Origin of the sequence: Pseudomonas parakoreensis (assembly GCF_021602155.1) — a bacterium.
Classification (GTDB): Bacteria; Pseudomonadota; Gammaproteobacteria; order Pseudomonadales; family Pseudomonadaceae; genus Aquipseudomonas; species Aquipseudomonas parakoreensis.
In genome coordinates this window covers 1-307 of record NZ_BQHY01000081.1, presented here as the reverse complement: position 1 = coordinate 307, position 307 = coordinate 1, and the positions used below count along the sequence as shown (strand labels likewise).

General features: G+C 48.2%; 2 rRNA genes. Both read left to right on the top strand.

Annotation, left to right across the window (positions count from 1 at the left end):
• A 5S ribosomal RNA gene (gene rrf / locus L6D63_RS28955) occupies positions 1–81 on the top strand; the annotation flags it as partial.
• Between the two features lie 105 nt (positions 82–186).
• Positions 187–302: ribosomal RNA gene (gene rrf, locus L6D63_RS28480) — 5S ribosomal RNA — on the top strand.
• Positions 303–307 lie beyond the last annotated feature (5 nt).

The following is a 307-nucleotide window of genomic DNA, read 5'->3' as shown; positions in this document are numbered from 1 at the left end:
CATCCCGAACTCAGAAGTGAAACGATGCATCGCCGATGGTAGTGTGGGGTTTCCCCATGTGAGAGTAGGTCATCGTCAAGATTAAATTCCGAAACCCCAATTGCGAAAGCAGTTGGGGTTTTGTTTTAGTAGAAGTCACCGATTTTGCTGGCACGTTACCGTGTTGACGGGTCAGATACAGAATTTCTTGACGACCATAGAGCGTTGGAACCACCTGATCCCATCCCGAACTCAGAAGTGAAACGATGCATCGCCGATGGTAGTGTGGGGTTTCCCCATGTGAGAGTAGGTCATCGTCAAGATTAAA